Consider the following 14,981-nt stretch of genomic DNA (forward strand, 5'->3'; position numbering starts at 1 on the left):
TCGAGAACAATGGATGGATGAGCGAGCTTCTGACGTTGAGCGAGGGCGCGGTGCTGACGCACCTCGTCACCCGGGCCGAGCTGACGGACGGGGTGCTGCTGGCCGCCGACGACCTTCGGCTGTGGGCACGGCTGGCCGACGGCGCGGGGGTGCCGCTGGCCGTGGGCGGCCTGCTCCGGACCTCGATCGACACCGGCGCGCCGGTCCTGACCGGGCCCGAGGGCTGGCTGGCCGGGGTGGAGCCGGAGGACATGATCGCGCTGCGCCTGCGCGACGGCGCCTTCGAGCTGTCCATCACCGAGTTGGCCGACTTCCCCGCCGAACGGACGATCCGGGTCGTCCAGGAGTTCGGGGAGCAGGCGCTGGACGGGCTGCGCGCCTTCGCCGAAGGGCTGGAGCCCAGCCCCGGCGTGCCGATCGACGTGGTGGTCCTGGAGCTGCTGATGAAGGCCCCCGAGACGTTCGCCGACCCGCTGCCACCGCTGGCCCCGCTGCTCCGCAACGCCTCCCTGGAGCTGCACGGAGGCCGGGTGGGCATCGTGGGGGCGCCGTGGGACCCCGCGTCGGTCGCGGACCTCACCTCGCTCGACATCATCAGGCTGACCCTGGTGCGCAGTGCGCTGCGCACCTACGACGAGGGCAACGACCTGTCCAAGGCGATCACCTATCTGTCCCGTTCCGAGGTCGTGCTCGCGAGAATCGCCGACGAGGTGGAGCGCGAGCCCCTCGGCCCGGCGCTGATCGAGGCGCTCCCCCGCACCGAACCGGCCGCGCTGCTGCTGATCGCCAGGTCGGCCGAGGGCGAGGGCCGCTCGTTCGAGGCGGCGGAGCTCATCTCCGAGGCGCTCTTCGCCGCTCCCGATCTTGCCCTGGCCCAGCGGGACGCGGCCGAGTACGCCGCGTGCCGTACCGACCCCGACGCCCCGCTGCCCGAGCGGTCCGCGCACCTGTTCCGGCAGTTGCTCACCTACCTCTACCGACCGGCCCGCAGAAGCCTGATCGACGACCTGATCGGGCTGAGCGTCAGGGTGGCCGAACCCGCCCTGGCCGACCTGGCGCTGTTCGAGAACGACGTGGTCGGCGAGTTCCTGGACGCGCGGGGCGAGTGGCTGCGCGACGACGAGACGGCGCTGCTGGAGTCCTGGCGGCGGACGCCGCTGCGCCTGTGGGAGGTCCTCGACGTCGCCGGGGAGGAGATCACCGTACGCGAGGGCGAGGAGCGGGTGACGCTGACCGACGAACTGCTCTCCCAGCAGGCGCTGCCCGGCGACCTGATGCTGACCAGGCTGCTGGACGACGGGGCGGGCCCGCACGTGTTCGGTCACCCGTTCAAGGTCGACCCCGAACGCCGGGAGGAGATGCTCGACCTGCTCACCGACCCCGTCGACCCCTACGCGGTGGCCGCCTTCTTCAGACGCCCCCGCCGGCCGGGAACGCCTCCCGAGGGCGACGGTCCGGTCTGAGGGGTCGCCCGCCGGTTCCGGGTCCTGGTCCCGGCCGATTCCGGGTCCTGAGCCAGGACGCGGGCATGCATCCGGGACAGCGCGGGGTCTCAGTAGTCCTGGGGAAATTTCCCACGGATATGCAGGTCAGGGCCTCGGCAGATCCTTCTATCACGGCGTGGAAAGCGGACCTCCGACCTGCATATCCGTTGTTTCCTGCACCGTTTCTGGCGCCCGAGACTCCCGACGAATCGCCGCGAACAACTCGACCTTGGACATCGACCGCGACACCAGCGCCTCCCCCACTCGGAGTAGCGCCTCGATGCTCTCACCGCAACCAAACCGGTGGCTCCCATCACACATCTGCGGGAGCAGCGCGTCGGCACTGAGGTCACTCGGGTACTGCCGGACAATCAGTCGGACATCATCGTCAGCTCCCACGGGCAGGCATGGATCATCGGCCCCGCAACAGGTGCGGACCTTCCCATGCCGGAGGCCGGCACGACGCTGAAGGGTCTGCGGATCGACACCGCCTGGCTCAGCACGATCGTCGGCGTCCACGCCGCCGAACTCACCGACCGCCGGATACCCCTCGACGATCTCTTCCCGGCGCCGACCGCGCACCGCCTGGTCGACGCCCTCTGGGCAGAGCAGTTCGACCGCGAGCCGGCCGAACTGCTCTGGCCAGAAGCCACCGCCGACAACCGGGTTACCTATACCGTCGCTGCCCTGACATCGAGGCTCGCGCCCACTGTCGGGGAGCTCTCCGACATCATGGGCCTTTCGCCGCGGCATCCGCGCCGGCTCGTAGAACAGCACACCGGCCTGACCCCGAAAACGATCCAGCAAGTCGCGAGACTCCACCACGCCATCCGCGGCGCCACCACCGACGACCGTGCTGGTATCGCGCAGATCGCGGCCTCCACCGGATACAGCGACCAAGCCCACCTCGGCCGCGACGTACGCCGGTTCAGCGGCCTCACTCCCGCTGCTCTCTTCGAGCACGCTTCACCTCTGGTTATGGCCGAAAAGTTCTAACCCATGGTCGCTGGGTGCGCTGAAATGGTGGGTATGAACCTCCCGATGCCGAACACCGATAACCTCCAAACCTTGGCGAACGTTGGCCCCGCTGTCGGACGCCGCCTTGAGGGCATCGGGATCACCAGCGTCGAGCAGCTCCGCGGACGCGACCCGCTCGAACTCTTCGAGACGATGTGCGTTGCCACCGGCCGAGCCGAGGACCCCTGCCTCCTCGACACGCTCATGTCCGCCGTCGACCAGGCCGGCGGAGCGCCCGGTAAACCATGGTGGCACTACACTTCCGAACGCAAACGGCTCCTCGCAACATCACGAGAAGAATCCGCGGCGGTCGCGACAGACCGGACCCGCCCCGAACCCGATTCCACAGACGATGGACGCGCCGAAACGTCTTTCATCGCCGATGACAGCGAACAGTAGCCGAGACGATGAAGCGCAGCTATGAGATCGTCCAGGGCGGGTCCGAACTCATTGCGAGAGTTCAGGTTCTGTGGGAGCACCTCTTTGACCACCATGTGTCCGTCGGTGCCGCGGGGCTGGCGATCATTGAGCGTGAGCAGAGCCGGCCACGCCGCAGAGCTCATTACGAGTGGCTCTTCGACTGTGACCCTCCTGAAGCGCCTCTTCACCACCCTCGAACAAACCGGCACCTGGACAATCCGTGTCGAGGTCGCGGCTTCGTCCGACGCCCAGTGGCTGCGTGACGTGCTGCAGGGAGGGTTTCAAGCTGAGCACCGAGCGGCTCATCCGCTCCCTCTGAATCCGACTTCTCCGATCGCCACTGCTGTGTTTCTACGGGTGCTTCTCGCCTCAAGAGATGGAGTCTGAGGCGTCATCGCCGGATGGTCGCTCGGTATCGGGTTGGGGAGATGCCGGTCATCCGTTTGAAGGCGTTGCTGCACATCCTCGTCAACAGTGCCGGGATCATGGCGACACCGCTGCGTCGGGACTCCCGCGGCTACGAATCGCAGTTCGCGACCAACCATGATGCTCGGCGCGGACCTGCAAGCACGGAAGGTCGGCCTACACGTGATCGAGGCGCTGTCCTTACCTGGCGAGCGGAGGGCCGAGTCCTCTGTCATATCTGGTTGACGGTGGCGACGAGCGTGATCTGCCGACCGGGGTTTTTGCACGCCACCGGTCGCGGGCTCGCTCCGATCGACTCAGAATTTCATGCCTGGCCTGAAATTCTGCCGTCGCCCGCGGACACGTAGGGAGTGAAAGCCCGCAGCGTTCGGAAGGTCTGACGAGGATGACGCGTGAGTGAACAAGACGACCGGTCCCGGTTTGAGGCGGTGTACCGGCGAACCTATGAGCAGATCCTCGGATATGCCGTGCGGCGGTGTTCCTCTCCCGAGGACGCCGCCGACGTTGTGGCCGAGACCTATGTGATCGCCTGGCGGCGGATAACCGAGCTCCCCGACGGCGAGGTCGGCAAGCTCTGGCTGTACGGCGTGGCCCGGCGGGTCCTGGCCAACCACCGCCGTAGCGAGCGGCGCAGGCTCACCCGGCACACCGAACTCACCGACGAGATCGAACACCTCTACACCGCCCCCTCCCACCACGGTGAGCAGCACGGCGTGGACGAAGCCATGGACATGCTCGCCGACGGCGATCGTGAGCTGCTGGCCCTGACCCTCTGGGAGGGACTCGACCCCGGCGAGATCGCCACGGTGCTGGACTGCTCGCGCAACGCCGCCCGTATCCGCCTGCACCGGGCCCGCAAGCGCTTCGCCAAGGCCCTGGAGAAGGCCCGCCCATCAGCCGCTCGTTTCGCATCACGGCCGCTCATCGAGAAGGAGTCACGGTGAACAACGACCAGATCTTCAAGGACCGGGCGAGGGTGCTGGATGAGGACCTGGCCGGCCGGGCGTCCACCGCGGGGGCGGACGCGCTGCTGGCGGAGATCGTCGTGCTGGAGCGTGCTCCGGCTCCGCGGCGGCGGCTCCTGCCCTCCCGGCGGCTCGTGCTCTCTCCCGGCCGCGCTCTGCTCGGCCTGGCCGCGGCCGCCGCCGCGGTGGCGGTCATCGCCCCCTCGATGCTGTCTGACAGCACGACCTCCGTCGTGCCTCAGCCCAGCACGTCGGTGCCCGCGACGGCCGAACCGACTGCCCGGCAGATCCTGCTCGCCGCTGCCGTCGCCGTGGAGAAGGCCCCCGCGAGCGGCGACTACTGGCGCACCGCGACCGTCAACCAGTGGATGTTGACCGACCCCACCCGCAGTTATGTGCTCGAGGGCAGACGGTCCCGTGAGACGTGGCGGGCGAAGCGGCCGGACCTGCAGTACTGGCGCATCTGGCAGGATCTCGGCTACAAGCCCGCGACCCCGCAGGACGAGGCGGCCTGGCGGGCCGCGGGGGCGCCCACCAGCTGGCGATACCCCAAGAACATGAAGACGGAGGAGTTGTTCGGCGTCCCGTCCAAGCCGCTGAAGGCGGCGGCAGGTGAGCGAACCGCCGAACGGCTTCACGGCAAGTGGAAGGGCTCGGCCGGTGACATGGCGGGGGACCTGATGACCTGGAAGGAGGTGCGCGCGATCCCGAGCGAGCCCGACAAGCTCCGGAACTACCTGGAAGAGCGCATCGGCCGGCTGGATCTGGCCGGATCCGGGATAGACGTGGAGGAGGCGAGGGCGTACATCCTTTTGCGAGACTGTGTGGGCATCATCAGCGGCCTGCCGGCCTCGCCCGAGGTTCGTGCATCCGCGTACCGGATCCTCGCGTCTCTGCCCGGCATACGGGCCGAGGGGGAGATGACAGACCCGCTGGGCCGGCACGGACAGACACTCAGCTATCAGGAGGAAATAGAGCCGGACCTGTTCACCAAGGTTCAGCTCGTGGTCGATCCCAGCACCGGCCTGCTTCTTGCCGAGGTGAGAACGAACACCACCAAGCTCGCGAACGGGCGGCAGGCGGAGATCCGCGACTCCACCTCGTACCAGGCGATCGGCTGGACCGACGAACGACCAGAACTGCCCACGCATCGGAACTGAGTCGCTCACCAATCCGCACGCGAGGGCCGGCAGCGGGGTCAGCGGCGCGTCGCCTTCTTAGTGATCACCCGCCGCCGGCGCTTGCGGGGGCCGGCGGCGGGCAAATGAGTGAGGCGGGCCGGCAAGCCGGCGCCGATAGGTCCTCGGGATCAGTGCTTCGACCACAAGGCCATAACCCATAGCACCCAGCTCTGGGCCTCCCAGCATCACGGGCTGCTCGCGGCGGCCTCGGCCCTGACGGCGGGTCTGGGCGCTCTGGCGTGGGCGCGCGGGCGCAGGGCGACGGGGATGACGCGGCACAGGTCGTTCGAGGAACGATCCGACGGGAGGATGCCACCGGTGCGGGCGGTCGAGATCGCACGCGCGGCCTGGGGGCTGGCGCTGCTGCTGACGCCCTTGCAGGTACTCCGCGCACTCGGGGGAAGAGGGGATCACGTGGCGAAGGGGCGCAGCGCCGCTTGTCGGTCATTATCAATCGTCATGGCGCCCATCGTGCCCGGCGGGCATTCTCGCGGCGACAACAGGACCACCCCGGCCGAGCATACGAACGAGAAGTCCCACCAAGCAGGTCACCCTCAAGACGGTTATCGTGACTTGTCGTTCTGCAGCCGGTCCAGTAGCGCGGCGGCGGCCGCCGCCCCCTGCACAAGGCACCGGACACCACCGCTCCCGGCTCATCTTCCATGTCTTCGCCGCGCTAGCCGAGTTCATCGTGGAAGGCACCGTTGGAAATTTCTCCATTGCTACCGAGACCCCAGCGCGCTCCCAATCGGGACCGTCGCACCGCGAGCCGGCCTGATCCGAAGTGTGGACTTGTCCGATTCTTACAAGACCGGGATGACCGCCGTCACTAGCCTCACCTGGATGAACGATTTCACGGGCCCGGTTTTCCAGCCGGGCGACGGCGGTTACGACGGGGAACGGTCGGGGTTCAACCTCGCCGTCGAACACCGCCCGGCCCTCATCGTCGGGGCGACCGGTGCGGAGGATGTACGGGCCGCGGTGACCTCGGCCGCCTCCCGCGGCCTTCCCGTGGCGGTGCTGGCGACCGGGCACGGGCCCGCCGTCACGGCCGACGGCGCCGTGCTCGTCAACACTCGGCGGATGAACGGCGTCCAGGTCGACGCGGCGGCCGCGACCGCCCGGGTCGAGGCCGGGGTTCGATGGCAGCGGGTGCTGGAGGCGACCACGCCGTACGGGCTGGCCCCCCTGAACGGATCGAGTCCCAACGTCGGCGCGGTCGGCTACACGCTCGGCGGTGGGGCGGGCCTGCTCGGCCGCCGTTACGGCTACGCCGCCGACCACGTGCGCGGATTCGAGGTCGTGACCGCCGACGGACGGCTGCGGCAGGTGTCGGCCGATCTCGAACCGGACCTGTTCTGGGCGCTGCGCGGCGGAAAGGGCAACTTCGGGGTGGTCGTCGCCATGGAGATCGACCTTTTCCCGGTCGCACGCCTGTACGGAGGAGGGCTGTACTTCCCCGCCGAGGCGACCTCGGATGTCCTGCACGCCTACGCCGAGTGGGCGGCGGCCGTACCCGAGGAAATGGCGTCCTCGGTCATGCTGATCCACTACCCGGACGATCCCGCCGTGCCCGGACCATTGAGAGGCCGTTTTGTCACCCACGTGCGGATCGCCCACAGCGGCCCCGCGGAGGAGGGCGAACGGCTTACCCGGCAACTGCGCGACCTCGGCCCCCGGCTGCTCGACACCGTCGGCGAGATGCCGTACGCCCAGGTCGGATCCATCCACCACGAGCCGACCGAGCCCGCCGCCGCCTACGACACGAACGTCCTGCTCGGCCACCTGGACGCGCACGCCGTCGACACGCTGGTGTCGCTGGCGGGACCGGAGGCCGACGCCCCGTTTGTCGTCGAGCTGCGTCACTTCGGCGGCGCCTACGCACGGCCGCCCGCCGTGCCGAACGCGGTCGGCGGACGCGACGCGGCCTTCTCCCTCTACTCCGGTTCGCTCCTCGATCCGGACCGGATCGAGGAGAATCGGCTCGCACACGGCACGCTGAACGACAAAATGCGGCCCTGGTGCACCGGCGGTTCCTTCGTCAATTTCCTGGGCATCGACGATGCCGGCGTCGAGCGGGTCCGGACCGCCTACACGCCCGCGGATTTCACCCGCCTCACCGAGCTGAAGTCGCGCTACGACCCGCAGAACCTTTTCCGGATCAACCACAACATCCCACCACGTTGAAGGGGCGACCCAAGATGCATGCCAAGATTGATCTCATCGGCCTCGTCGTCCAGGACATGGCCCGTTCCCTGGCCTTCTACCGTCACCTCGGGCTAGACCTGCCGCCCGAGGCGGACGCGTCGCCGCACGCCGAGGTGGAACTGCCCGGCGGCCTGCGCCTCGCCTGGGACACCGAGGACACCGTCCGGTCGTTCGACCCGGCCTGGGAACGGCCCACCGGCGGCCACCGCATCGCGCTGGCCTTCAAGCTGGACTCCCCCGCCGAGGTCGACGCCGCGTACGGCAAGCTCACCGGGCTCGGCTACCACGGCCACAAGGAGCCCTGGGACGCGGTCTGGGGCCAGCGGTACGCCATCGTCCACGACCCCGACGGCAACGCCGTCGATCTCTTCGCCTGAGGTGGGCGACACCGGGCGGCCGCGTCAGGGCGGCCCTCGTTCCGAGGGCCTGGCAGTGCTTTCCCCGCGACCTGGGCTCGGCGGCTTCCCGGTGGCCGGCGTCGCCGGTCGGTCCTGCTCCCTTGGTTCGGGCAGACGGCCCTCAACGAGGGTTGACCGATAAGGGTAGGTTCTGCCTTTTGAACCGAAGCATGGACGAGGAGCGAGACCCGTGACCACCGACAATCGCATAGGCCCCCCGAACTTCGGCAGCGAACGTGAGATGCTGCGGGCCTTCCTCGACTACCAGCGCGCGACCCTCGCCATGAAGTGCGAGGGGCTCACCGATGAGGAGCTCCGGCAGCAGTCGATGCCGCCGTCGACGCTTTCGCTGCTCGGCCTGGTGCGGCACATGGCGGAGGTGGAGCGGACCTGGTTCCGCCGGGTGTTCGAGGACAACGACGCCCCGATGGTCTGGTCCGACAAGATCGACTTTCAGGCGGCGTACGATGCCAGGAATTCGACCAGGGCCGAGGCGTTCACGGCCTGGGAGGCGGAGGTCGAGAACTCGCGCCGCGTCGAGCGGGAGGCCGAGTCCCTGGATCTGTCCGGGCATCAGCCGAGGTGGGGCGAGGACGTGTCGCTGCGGATGGTGATGGTGCACGTGCTTCTGGAGTACGGCCGCCACAACGGGCACGCGGACTTCCTCCGCGAGGGTGTCGACGGGACCGTAGGCGCCTGAGCGGAGAGGGGTGGCCCATCCCTGGGCCGCCCCTCTACACCCCGACGGCGAACGGCTTCGAGCCGGACTCGCCCGACCGCGTGCACTGCCTCTGACCTGGTCGCGAACCCTATCGTTGATCACTCCCATAGGGTGTTTGCCTCACCCCGCAGTGCCATGTCCGGCTCCACCACGGCCCGGGCTCATCATCCGATCCGGTCGCAGAGATCGCGGAGGAAGGCCAGGCCGTCGGTGGCCAGGGCGTCCTGGCTGGCGGCGAGGGGGCGCCAGACCGAGGCGGCGGTGGCGATCGAACGGTTGTGCGCGGTGAAGGACTCGATGCAGAGCGGGCCTCGGTAGTCCACCGCGCGCAGCGCCTCGACAAGGGCCGGCCAGTCCAGGTGGTCGGCTCCCGGGGCGCCCCGGTCGTTGGCGCAGACCTGCACGTGCGCGACCAGCTCCCCGGCCCGCCGTACGGCCGCCGCCGGATCCCGCTCCTCGATGTTCATGTGGTAGACGTCCAGCGCGAGGCCGACCCCCGGGATCCCGCCGACCGCCTCGACGGCCTGCTCCACCGTGTTGATCAGACTGGTCTCGTATCGGTTGAGGGGCTCGACGGCGACCGTCACCCCGCGCTCCGCCGCGTACTCCCCGACCGGGGTCAGGTTCTTGCGCAGTTCGGCGTAGCACGCCCGCCGTTCCTCGTCCGACATCCGCCAGGTCCGCCCGACCGACGCGTAGGCCGGGCCCCCGATGGCGGGACTCCCCACCGCCACGGCGGCGTCCACGCATCGACACAGGTACTCCTGGGTCGATCTGACCGTCTCGGCGTCGGTCGCGACGAGCTCCCTGCCGGGCGGCATGACCAGCACCACCGACGCCTTCAGTCCGAGCTCCTCCAGCAGGCCGGCCGCCCATTTGGGGTCCCAGTCACCGATCTGCTCCACCGGCAGCTCGATCACGTCGAACCCCCAGGCGGCCACCTTCGGCGCCAGCCGTACGAGATCCTCTCCCGTCAGCGGCGAGACCCACACCCACGTGTTGACCCCGATGGAGAACACCGGCAACCCCTTTTCCTCGTGAACACGCGCCGTCCCATGGCAGGTGACCGCCGCGCCGTGATCCCCCGGACGTGGGATCACGGCGCGGCGGTCGGTCGGGGAAGGCGGTGCCCGGTCCCGGGCACCGCCTTCCCCGCTGGCGGATCAGCCTTACTTGCCACCCCACTTGGCGGGGAAGTCGGGCAGGTCCTCGCAACCGCAGAGCGCGTAGTGGAGCGGCGGCATGTTGGGCTGGAGGTAGGTGTCCAGACTCTCGGAGGTGATCTTGGGCTGGGGAAGCTTCCACCTCTTGGGCACTTCCTCACCCTTGAGGATCTTCAGGGCGGCGATGACCGGGGTGCGCCACTGGTAGGTGGGGTAGGTCGGCGCGACGGCCGTGAGCCCGCCGTCCTTCCACTTCTGCAGGAAGTCCTGCTGGTCCTCGCCGACGATCGCCGGCACCGGCTGGCCGGCGTCCTCGAAGGCCTCGATCGCGGCCACGGCGGTCGCGCCCGCGTCCATCCAGACGCCGTCGATCTTGCCGTGGCGCTGGATGTAGTCACTCACGATGCTCTTCGTCTTCGCGGCGTCGCCGTCGGTGAACTCGACCCCGACCACGTTGAGCTGGCTCTTGTCGAAGGACACCTTGGCCGCCGACCAGCGGGTCTCCAGCACGTCGACGCCCGGCAGGATCCGCAGCGCGAGGATCTTCCCGCCCGCGGGCACCTTCTCGACCAGGAACTCGGCGCCGTCGGCGCCGAAGGCGTAGCCGCCGATCGGGTTGATGAACGTCACCGGGCAGTCGGTCTCCACGCCGCGGTCGAAGACGATCACCGGGATCTTGGGACAGGCGGCGGTCACCGCGGGGGTCAGCGTCGCCGTCGTGTTGGGCGAGACGATCAGCGCGTCACAGTCCTGGCCGACCAGCTCGGCGATATCGGAGATCTGCTTGTCGTCCTTGCCCTCCGCGTCGAGGGCGGTGAACTTGGTGATCTCCTTGTGCAGGGCCACCTCGGCCTGCATGGTCTTCCAGCCCACCTGCCGCCACGGGTTGTTGACGGCGGCGTTGGAGAAGCAGAGGTGGTACGGCCCGTCCTTCTTGTACTTGGCGGTGTCGATCATCTCCGGGGCGATGGCCTGCTCCCACGGCTTGTCCGCGGGCCCCTCCGCGTCCTGGGTGCGCATGGCGAGTTCGGCGTCGAAGTCCGCCTGGACGAAGAACTTCGACTGCTCTCCCGTTCCCGACGACGCGGCGACGGCCGGGGCCGACGCCGAGGCGCCCGGGGCGGTGGCGGTCGCCGTCGGTTTGTCGCTGGCACATCCGGCGGCCAGTAACAGCGCGGAGGCTCCCGCGACGAGGGCCGCGATAGACCTGTTCAATGGAGGTCTCCTTTTTTCTTGGGGGGTGTCTCTTGGTGAGGAGCGCTGGGGTGTGGAGCGTTCTACCGAGAGGGTTCGATCTTTTTCGAGAGGTGCGTTCCGTCGAGGAAAGCGTCCTTGCCGGTGGCGCGTTCAAGCACGCGCCACACGTTTGAACGGAAGCCGTACGGCCCCCGCCGCGACCGCGGCGATGATGATCACGCCCTGGACCGCGTACTCCAGGGCCCCCGAGATTCCGTACAGGTTGAGCAGGGTGAACAGCGCTTCGAGCGTGAGCGCGCCGGCCATGGCCGCGACCACCGAGCCGCGTCCGCCGCCCAGGGCCACCCCGCCGAGCACGACCGCCGTGATGGCCTGGAACTCCAGACCCTGTCCGACCTGGGCCGAGACCCCCGCGAAACCGCCGAGCAGGATGCCCGCGACGGCCGCGGCCAGACCGGAGATGACAAAGGCGAGGATCCTGGTCCGGTTCACCCGGACGCCGGACAATCCCGCCGCGCGCTCGTTGTCCCCGGTGGCCATGAGCCGCTTGCCGAAGTCGGAGCGCATGAGCATGATCGCCGCTCCGCCCATGACCAGCAGGATGAGCACCGACCAGGGCACCGCGCCGAGGTCTTTCCGGCCGAACATCCTGAACGTCTCCGACAGCGCGCCGCGCGGGGCGCCGCCCGTCCACAGGAAGACCGCGCCGGACAGCACGAGCATCATGCCGAGCGTGGTGATGAAGGACGGCACCCGGAGCCCGGTGGTGATCACCCCGTTGACCAGCCCGACCAGCAACCCGATCACGATCAGCAGGGCCAGCACCCACCAGGTCGCCGACTCCTCCCCGTCGATCAGCCGGGCGGCCACCACGACCTGCACCGTGACCAGCGATCCGACCGACAGGTCGAACTCCCCGGAGACGATCACGAAGTACTGCCCCGCCGCCAGGATGACCAGCGGCGCGGCCCGCTTGACGAACGCGAGGAACCCGGCGGGCTCCAGGAAGAACGGGTTGGCCGCGGCGATCAGCACCAGCAGCACGGCCAGCACGAGGAAGATGGGCCCCATGGACCTGAGGGCTCTCATCGGGATCGCCTCCTGACGGTACGGCGGGCGTAAACGGCCACCGCGGCGACGATGACGACGCCGCGCACCACGTCCTTGAAGAACGCGTTGACCTCAAGCTGGTTGAAGACGCTGTCGAGCACGGCCAGCAGCAGCACCCCGCCGACCGTTCCGGGGACCCCGCCCTTGCCGCCGGCCAGGGCCGTGCCGCCGAGCACCACCGCGGCGATCGACTCCAGGTCGTAGCCGCCGTCGGTGCCGACCGTGGGCGCCCCCGCGCCGAGTCTGCCGGCCAGCAGCAGCCCGGCGATCCCGGCGCAGATCGAGCAGAGAACGTGAGTGGCGACGATGATCCTGCCGGTCCGTACCCCGGAGAGCCGGGCCACCTCCTCGTCCCCGCCGACCGCGTAGATCCGGTATCCGAGCCTCGTACGGCGGAGCAGGAACCACGCCGCGACGGCGACGGCCGCCCAGAGCAGCGCCGAGACCGGAACCGGCCCGAGCCGGTCGTAGCCGAGCCGCTGGAAGGACTCGGGCACGCTGCCGGACGGCCCGTCGTAGAGGTGGTCCACGACTCCCTTGATGATCAGTGCGACGCCGAGCGTCGCGATGAAGGCGTGCACGTGAAGCCGGGTGATGACCAGCCCGTTGACCAGGCCGATCAGCGCGCTCACCGCGATCACCGCCGCGACGGCCGGAAGGATCCCGCTGTCCTGCCCGGCCATGATCTCCGCCGCGACGAGCGACGTGAGACTGATCAGGTATGCCACCGACAGGTCCAGCGAACCGACCAGGATCGCCAGCGTCTGTCCCACCGCGACGATCCCCAGCGCGGCCGAGCGTTGCTGGATGCCGACGACGGTCTCCAGCGTCAGGAAGTTCCCCCCGTCGACCGCCACCAGCACCCATCCGATGAGCAGGACGCCGATCAGTGCCAGGTAGATGATCAGCGTCGAGCCGGTCACCTTCCTTCGGAGGGAGAAAGAGGTGAGGGTACGTTCGGTCACGGCGTCACCTCGCCGGCGGCCAAGTGCATGACGGTCTCCTCTGATGGGCCGGCGGGAAGTACTCCGGCGATGCGTCCGTCGCGCATCACGATGATGCGATCGCTCATGCCGATCAGTTCGGGGAGTTCGGAGGAGATCATCATGATCGCCATGCCGTCCTTGGCCAGCCCGCGCATGAGGTCGTGGATCGCGGCCTTGGCCCCGACGTCGACCCCCCGCGTGGGCTCGTCGAAGATCAGAACCTTGGGCGCCACAGTGATCCATTTGGCCAGCACGACCTTCTGCTGGTTGCCGCCTGACAGGTAGCGGACCTCCTGCTCGGGTCGTGGTGGCTGGAGCCGTACCGACTCCAGGAGTTCCCGGATGTCGGTCCTGCCCCCTCGCCGTACCGAACGGGAGACCAGCAGGGCGTTGTCCCGCACCGACTGGCGCAGCGCGAGCCCCTCGGCCTTGCGGTCCTCGTTCACCAGCCCGATCCCGGCGGCCACGGCCTGCCGTACCGACCTGGGTCGCAGCGGGCTCATCGTGCCGCGCGTGAACGGCTCCGCACCGAAGATCGCCTTCGCCAGCTCGGTGCGGCCCGACCCCTGCAGCCCGGCCACCCCGAGGATCTCCCCCTCGCTCACCTGGAGGTCGATCCCGTCGAGTACGGCGTTGCCGCCGCCCCGGACGCTGAGCCGTACCTCACCGGTCTCGGTACCGCGAGGCGGGAAGTAGGTACCGAGGTCGCGGCCGACCATCAGCCTGACCAGCTCGTCGGAGGTGATATCAGCGGTGTCCGCGGTCCTGACCAGCGCGCCGTCCTTCAGTACGGTCACCCGCTCGGCCAGGTCGAACACCTCGCGCAGCCGGTGGGAGATGTAGAGGACGGCGATCCCCCGCTCCCGCAACCGGGCGACCAGCCGGTAGAGCAGCTCCACCTCGTGCTCGGCCAGTGCCGCCGTGGGCTCGTCCATCACGATGATCCGGGCGTCCTGGGAGAGCGCCTTGAGGATCTCCACGACCTGCTGCTGGGCGATGGACAGGTGCCGGACCAGGTCGTGGGAGACGAAGGAGGTCTCGCCGAGTTCCTTCAGCAGCCGCGTGGTGTCGGTCTCCATCGCGGTGCGGTCGACCAGCCCCCGCCTGACGGGCTCCCGTCCAAGGAAGACGTTCTCCGCGACGCTGCGCTCGGGCAGCAGGTTGAACTCCTGATAGATGATCGCGACCCCGGCGCGCTGGGCCTCGACGGGGTGGGCGAAGGAGACGGAGACGCCGTCGATCTCGACGCTGCCCTCATCGGGCGAGTGGACCCCGGCGAGGATCTTCATCAGCGTGGATTTACCGGCGCCGTTCTCGCCCACGACGGCGTGCACCTCCCCGGCGGCGACTTCCAGATTCACCCCGCTCAGCACGCGCACCCCGAGAAAGCTCTTGGCGATGCCCCGCATCCTGAGAATCACGACGCGCCCATTTCCCCGGGTAACGCGACGGTGCCCACGCACCCGGCCGACGTCGGGCGGCCAAGCGATCGATCATGAATACCTATCCCCACCTGCGCTGACTCGTCGACGGAGCAGTCCGTGGAGAGCCTGCGAACCCTTCCCGTAAATCCGGTTCCGGTAACACGCGGTCGTACTTGATTCGCCGGTAACCGTCCAATTTCCTCCATATTTCGGGATGCTAAAGGGATCTTATGGCGATGGTCAAGCAAAAGTAAGTCACCATTAGGCATAATGAAGCTATC

General features: G+C 68.7%; 13 protein-coding genes. 8 read left to right on the forward strand and 5 right to left on the reverse strand.

What is annotated here, in order from left to right; all coding sequences use genetic code 11:
- Positions 1-17: 17 nt before the first annotated feature.
- The 8 genes from CHC08_RS01020 to CHC08_RS01060 all read left to right on the forward strand — a co-directional run bounded on the left by CHC08_RS01020 (position 18) and on the right by CHC08_RS01060 (position 8,799).
- Positions 18-1,463: a hypothetical protein gene (locus CHC08_RS01020; protein WP_089205203.1), complete on the forward strand. Its 1,446-nt coding sequence runs from the start codon at positions 18-20 to the stop codon at positions 1,461-1,463.
- Between the two features lie 324 nt (positions 1,464-1,787).
- Positions 1,788-2,480 carry an AraC family transcriptional regulator gene (locus CHC08_RS01030; protein WP_143653041.1) on the forward strand — a complete coding sequence of 231 codons (693 nt, stop codon included), beginning with the start codon at positions 1,788-1,790 and terminating at the stop codon, positions 2,478-2,480.
- 45 nt (positions 2,481-2,525) lie between these two features.
- A complete protein-coding gene (locus CHC08_RS01035) occupies positions 2,526-2,900 on the forward strand; it encodes a helix-hairpin-helix domain-containing protein (RefSeq protein ID WP_179281827.1) in 375 nt (124 codons plus the stop codon).
- An 839-nt stretch (positions 2,901-3,739) separates the two neighbouring features.
- The gene (locus CHC08_RS01040) at positions 3,740-4,291 is read left to right on the forward strand and encodes an RNA polymerase sigma factor (RefSeq protein WP_089205207.1); all 552 of its coding nucleotides are present in this window, start codon (positions 3,740-3,742) and stop codon (positions 4,289-4,291) included.
- Positions 4,288-5,472 (forward strand): CU044_5270 family protein, encoded by a 1,185-nt coding sequence (locus tag CHC08_RS01045; protein WP_089205208.1) that lies wholly within the window; start codon positions 4,288-4,290, stop codon positions 5,470-5,472. Before CHC08_RS01040 ends, CHC08_RS01045 begins: the two co-directional genes overlap by 4 nt.
- A gap of 864 nt (positions 5,473-6,336) precedes the next feature.
- Entirely contained in the window at positions 6,337-7,680 is a 1,344-nt protein-coding gene (locus CHC08_RS01050) for an FAD-binding oxidoreductase (RefSeq protein ID WP_089205389.1), read from the forward strand.
- Positions 7,681-7,694: 14 nt separating this feature from the next.
- Entirely contained in the window at positions 7,695-8,078 is a 384-nt protein-coding gene (locus tag CHC08_RS01055) for a VOC family protein (protein WP_089205209.1), read from the forward strand.
- A gap of 211 nt (positions 8,079-8,289) precedes the next feature.
- Positions 8,290-8,799: a DinB family protein gene (locus tag CHC08_RS01060; protein WP_089205210.1), complete on the forward strand. Its 510-nt coding sequence runs from the start codon at positions 8,290-8,292 to the stop codon at positions 8,797-8,799.
- A gap of 185 nt (positions 8,800-8,984) precedes the next feature.
- On the opposite strand, the gene CHC08_RS01065 is transcribed toward CHC08_RS01060, so the two are convergent.
- The 5 genes from CHC08_RS01065 to CHC08_RS01085 all read right to left on the reverse strand — a co-directional run bounded on the left by CHC08_RS01065 (position 8,985) and on the right by CHC08_RS01085 (position 14,685).
- Entirely contained in the window at positions 8,985-9,839 is an 855-nt protein-coding gene (locus CHC08_RS01065) for a sugar phosphate isomerase/epimerase family protein (RefSeq protein WP_089205390.1), read from the reverse strand.
- A gap of 150 nt (positions 9,840-9,989) precedes the next feature.
- The gene (locus CHC08_RS01070; protein ID WP_089205211.1) at positions 9,990-11,198 is read right to left on the reverse strand and encodes an ABC transporter substrate-binding protein; all 1,209 of its coding nucleotides are present in this window, start codon (positions 11,196-11,198) and stop codon (positions 9,990-9,992) included.
- Positions 11,199-11,330: 132 nt separating this feature from the next.
- Entirely contained in the window at positions 11,331-12,269 is a 939-nt protein-coding gene (locus CHC08_RS01075; RefSeq protein ID WP_089205212.1) for an ABC transporter permease, read from the reverse strand.
- Positions 12,266-13,255 (reverse strand): ABC transporter permease, encoded by a 990-nt coding sequence (locus CHC08_RS01080; RefSeq protein WP_179281828.1) that lies wholly within the window; start codon positions 13,253-13,255, stop codon positions 12,266-12,268. The genes CHC08_RS01075 and CHC08_RS01080 overlap by 4 nt, the downstream gene beginning before the upstream one ends.
- Positions 13,252-14,685, reverse strand: coding sequence for a sugar ABC transporter ATP-binding protein (locus CHC08_RS01085; RefSeq protein WP_089205214.1), 1,434 nt, complete (start codon positions 14,683-14,685; stop codon positions 13,252-13,254). The genes CHC08_RS01080 and CHC08_RS01085 overlap by 4 nt, the downstream gene beginning before the upstream one ends.
- Positions 14,686-14,981: the final 296 nt, after the last annotated feature.

This window comes from Streptosporangium subroseum (assembly GCF_900188345.1).
Lineage (GTDB): Bacteria > Actinomycetota > Actinomycetes > Streptosporangiales > Streptosporangiaceae > Streptosporangium > Streptosporangium subroseum.

Coding starts and splice junctions, on each gene's coding strand:
- CHC08_RS01020 (WP_089205203.1), top strand. CDS start 18: ATGAGCGAGCTTCTGACGTTGAGCGAGGGCGCGGTGCTGACGCACCTC.
- CHC08_RS01035 (WP_179281827.1), top strand. CDS start 2,526: ATGCCGAACACCGATAACCTCCAAACCTTGGCGAACGTTGGCCCCGCT.
- CHC08_RS01050 (WP_089205389.1), top strand. CDS start 6,337: ATGAACGATTTCACGGGCCCGGTTTTCCAGCCGGGCGACGGCGGTTAC.
- CHC08_RS01055 (WP_089205209.1), top strand. CDS start 7,695: ATGCATGCCAAGATTGATCTCATCGGCCTCGTCGTCCAGGACATGGCC.
- CHC08_RS01075 (WP_089205212.1), bottom strand. CDS start 12,269: ATGAGAGCCCTCAGGTCCATGGGGCCCATCTTCCTCGTGCTGGCCGTG.
- CHC08_RS01085 (WP_089205214.1), bottom strand. CDS start 14,685: ATGCGGGGCATCGCCAAGAGCTTTCTCGGGGTGCGCGTGCTGAGCGGG.